The organism is Thermodesulfobacteriota bacterium, from assembly GCA_034189135.1.
GTDB lineage: Bacteria > Desulfobacterota > Desulfobacteria > Desulfobacterales > JAUWMJ01 > JAUWMJ01.
In genome coordinates this window covers 1-4,499 of sequence record JAXHVO010000110.1, presented here as the reverse complement: position 1 = coordinate 4,499, position 4,499 = coordinate 1, and the positions used below count along the sequence as shown (strand labels likewise).

5 protein-coding genes are annotated in these 4,499 nt (G+C 45.2%); all 5 read left to right on the top strand.

The features are described 5' to 3' along the window. The first annotated feature begins 225 nt into the window (after window positions 1-225). Complete coding sequence (locus SWH54_16125) at window positions 226-822, top strand: LysE family translocator (GenBank protein MDY6792791.1); 597 nt, start codon at window positions 226-228, stop codon at window positions 820-822. A 94-nt stretch (window positions 823-916) separates the two neighbouring features. Next, window positions 917-1,663 carry an enoyl-CoA hydratase/isomerase family protein gene (locus tag SWH54_16120; GenBank protein MDY6792790.1) on the top strand — a complete coding sequence of 249 codons (747 nt, stop codon included), beginning with the start codon at window positions 917-919 and terminating at the stop codon, window positions 1,661-1,663. 251 nt (window positions 1,664-1,914) lie between these two features. Then, window positions 1,915-2,115, top strand: coding sequence for a hypothetical protein (locus SWH54_16115; GenBank protein MDY6792789.1), 201 nt, complete (start codon window positions 1,915-1,917; stop codon window positions 2,113-2,115). Window positions 2,116-2,266: 151 nt separating this feature from the next. Continuing rightward, complete coding sequence (locus SWH54_16110; protein MDY6792788.1) at window positions 2,267-3,010, top strand: DMT family transporter; 744 nt, start codon at window positions 2,267-2,269, stop codon at window positions 3,008-3,010. Between the two features lie 240 nt (window positions 3,011-3,250). Continuing rightward, window positions 3,251-4,393: a 7TM-DISM domain-containing protein gene (locus tag SWH54_16105; protein MDY6792787.1), complete on the top strand. Its 1,143-nt coding sequence runs from the start codon at window positions 3,251-3,253 to the stop codon at window positions 4,391-4,393. Window positions 4,394-4,499: the final 106 nt, after the last annotated feature.

Below are 4,499 nucleotides of genomic sequence, written 5' to 3'. Positions count from 1 at the left end.
AGGTAGCCAAGATTTGATTTACTACTGGCTGCCATCATTTTGAACGGTAGTAATTTAATGAACGAACATAACCAACCGGCTGGCTCGTAAAACCATGACTTTTCGTTCAGGCACTAATTAAGTCGCTCATTGGATTACTTTCTTTTAAAATTTGTTTATGATATCTACCATAGGTGATATTCATTTGCAATCACCTGTGTATTGAAGGAACGAAAGATAAAATATATGCAATTTGAATTCATGCTATCATTGTTATCGTTTTCCATTTCTATGGCAATCACACCCGGGCCAAATAATGTGATGGTGACCGCGTCAGGGGTGAATTTCGGATACAAGAAAACACTCCCCCATATCTTTGGTATTGTTTTAGGTTTTCCTGTCATGATTATTTTACTGGGGCTGGGCCTTGGCAGTGTGTTTACATCCTTTCCGGTGATTCACCATATCCTTAAGTATGTTGGAGCGGCATACTTGCTGTATCTTGCATACAAGATTGCCACATTCAGTGATTTTGATAGTAAAGGCATCAGCAAGAAGCCCTTTACTTTCTGGCAGGCCGTTATCTTCCAATGGGTCAACCCCAAGGCCTGGATGATAGCAATTGGCGCGATTGCCACCTTTACTTCAGTGGGCAGGGATGTTTTTCTCCAGGTTTTGCTTATTGCCGTTGTGTTTTGTATCGTTTGCTTTCCCTGTGTATCTTTTTGGACATTTCTGGGCACCAATATCAGACGATTATTAACCACCGATTTTTATCGAAAGGTTTTTAACTTCAGTATGGCATGTCTACTGGTTCTGTCATTATTGCCGGTTTTTCTGTAACCATTACCGGGGCGTAACGTTAAAAAAGGTTGGATTGTTAATGGTGTCGCTAGCGAAAAGGTTAAGAAAAAGTCTTTTATCTTAGGAGGAGGCGATGGAAAAAGTAAAACTAGAACAACACCATAACGTGGCAGTGTTGCGATTGGATAACCAAGTGACCAATGCGATTAATACCACCCTGGTGGAAAATCTTTCTGCCGCAGTGAACCGGATTAAAGCAGAGTTTAGCGGTATGGTTCTGGCTGGAGGGGAAAAGTTTTTCAGTATCGGTTTTGATTTACCGGCATTATTGAAGCTGGACAGATCTAAAATGACCGAATTTTATTATAGATTTAATCAGGTTGTATTCGATATTTTTACACTTCCCATACCCACAGCCTGTGCCATAACCGGTCATGCCATTGCAGGGGGAACGATTCTTGCCTCCAGTTGTGATTATCGTTTTTTAGCTTCCGGCAGAAAATTACTGGGGTTGAATGAGATTAAAATAGGTGTCCCGGTGCCTTATCTGTCCGATTTGATGCTGCGGCAAATTGTGGGTGACCGGGCGGCAACCGAAATGATTTACCTGGGTGAATTCATCGAACCGATCAAGGCCGAAAAAATTGGCCTGGTGGATGAAGTCCTTTCTCAAAACAAGGTTGAAAACCATGCTTTGAAAAAGATTGCCAACGTGGCGGCCCTCACAAAAAAGGCATTTGCAGCGATTAAGGCCAACCGTGTGGAGGCGGTCCGGGTGGTATACGAAAAAAACCACCAAGCAAAACAGGAAATTTTTCTGGATTGCTGGTTCAGCCCACCGGTTCAACAACTGCTTAAAAAAGCAGCCGAAAAATTCTGAGACCTTTGCAAAAGGTCCCCCTTTGGCAGATTTCTGCGTTGGACTCAATTTTTAATCCTCAAAATACTCAATGTATTCTTCCGGTTAAAAATTTCGTCCGCCTTGAACTATGCCAAAATTGAACATTTTTCAAGGGTCTCATTCTGAGAAAGAGTTATATTTTCCATTGAGGATAAAGGTACCCATTTGAGCCATTACCAGAGATGATTTGTAAATCTACAAAATTAGTGTCAAAATTGAAGGAGTGAAAGGTGCCCGAGCCAAAAAAACTCAATCCCGACCACGTTAAAGCCATTGCAGAGATTGTAAACAGTTCCCCCTATTTTTCCCTGCTTTCCATGAAGATCCGGTCTATACATCGGGGAAAATCCGATCTGGAAGTGAAAGTTCAGCAAAAGCACCTCCAGCCCTATGGTATGGTGCACGGAGGGGTTTGCGCTTCACCAATCTAAACGTCCTCCGAAATTTCTGGATGGATCATAACGAATTGAACGTATCAAAAAAATGACTTCGGAAACCATTGCCATTACATACGGTCTTAGCTCCGCCATCGTGTGGGGGGCCGGGGATTTTAGCGGAGGCTGGGCCTCCAGGCGCAACAGTGTGCTGACGGTGATTCTGTTTTCCCAGGTGATCGGCGCCCTGATGCTGGTGACATTCGGCTTTCTTTTTTCGGAACCGGTGCCGGCAACGCCCGCTTTGGTCTGGGGCGGGGTTGCCGGCATCTGCGGCGTTCTTGGACTGACGGCCTTTTACAAAGGCCTTGCATCCGGCCGCATGGGAGTGGTGGCCCCTCTTTCGGCGGTGCTGACCGCCATGTTACCGGTCTGCTTCGCCTTCTTCACGGAAGGCCTTCCCCGGCTGACACAGATTTCGGGATTTGCGGTGGCCTTTATGGCGGTTTGGTTTCTCTCCGCTCCGGAAAGCAGCTCCCGGATTAGAAAAGCGGAACTCGGCCTGTCGATGGTTGCCGGGCTGGGATTCGGCCTGTTTTTTGTCTGCATCGGATATGTGAGCAGCCAGGGCATATTCTGGCCGTTGGTGGCCGCCAGGACGGCTTCCACCAGCATGATGGCGATCGTGCTGTTGATGAAAAAAACCCGTTTCGTACCACCGGGAAACCAAATTCCCTGCATCGCGCTAACCGGCATTCTCGATGCCGCCGGGAACGCCTTTTTCGCCCTGGCCGCCCAAACCGGGCGTCTCGATGTATCTGCCATCCTGGCCTCGCTTTATCCCGCCACAACGGTGCTGCTCGCCTGGTTCCTGCTTAAGGAACGGCTGAAAGGACAGCAATGGGCGGGTGTCGGCGCTGCGATAGTTGCCCTGGTTCTGATTTCGACCTAGCAACCAATCGCTTACAAGGAAACAGATGAAAATTTAAGCTTTTGCCAAAACTTATTGCAGTGTTCGGATAGGGTTTAGGGTTAAACTGATAGTAAAATCAATATCCACTTAAGTTTTTAGAAAAATGGCCGATAATGACAAATATCTTTTAAGTTTGTCACCCGCCGGTTAAATTGTAAGATGAGTTTTGCAACCATTTTCCTAAGGGATCGGACCCGGCCGCTGCACCGATCGGACAATATGAATTATAAGGTACTGAAATATTGCTGTATAATAGTCTTTTGTTTTATTATTGGCTGTACAAGCAATGGTGATAAGAAAAGGACTCCAAAAGCGGTGAGAGGTGTTCTGGATCTTTCGAGTTGGGATTTTGACCAGGATGGCCCGATCGATCTCTCAGGTGAGTATGAATTTTATTGGAATCAATTGATCCCCCCTCAAGATTTTTTATCAGCCAGTCCACCGGAAAAATCCGGTTTCATTGTTGTGCCCGGCTTCTGGCATACATTCAAATCAGATAACACGCGACCCGCACCAAAGGGTTATGCCACGTATCGCTTAAGGATTTTTATCCATCCCAGCCCGGCAGCAAAATCGCTGGCGATTAAATATATGGATATGGGATCGGCGCTTAATCTGTTTTTAAACGGTAAAGCATTATGCTCCATCGGAAAAGTGGGGAAAACGCGTGAGACATCGCAAGCAAAATATCACCCCGGGGTTGCTGATTTTCAGCCTGACGGTTCGAGTCTGGACCTCATCATGCAAGTGTCCAACTTCCATCATCGCAGAGGCGGTGCCTGGGAGAAGCTAACATTGGGGAAAGCGAATGATCTCAGAGCGATGAGATCAAAACGCATTAATTATGATATATTTCTTTTCGGCAGCATCATTGTTATGGCCTTTTACCATTTAGGGCTCTTTTTTCTACGCCGAAAGGAAAAGGCACCGTTAATTTTTAGCGCCTTTTGTTTCCTCATATCCTTAAGGATCCTCACCACCGGCGAGAGATATCTGATGGAACTATTTCCCACTATAAACTGGCAATTGCTAGTCAAGCTGGAATATCTGTCCTTTTATCTATCGGTGCCGGTATTTACCCAATTTGTCCATCGACTTTTTCCAGAGCGGTTTTCCAAAAAATTCCTTAACCTTGTTAACGTTACCAGCACGGTCTTTTCTGCTATGGTCATCTTGTTACCTGTACATCTCTTTTCGCATACCCTGCCAGCTTATCAGATTTTTACGTTGGTGATATTACTTTACGCCCTCTATGTGCTCCTGATCGAATCCTTGAACAAGGAAATGGAATCCATTATATTTCTGGGTGGTTTTATAATAATATTCTTGGCCGTCATTAATGATATCCTAAATAGTGCCTGAACGAAAAGTCATGGTTTTACGAGCCAGCCGGTTGGTTATGTTCGTTCATTAAATTACTACCGTTCAAAATGATGGCAGCCAGTAGTAAATCAAATCTTGGCTACCT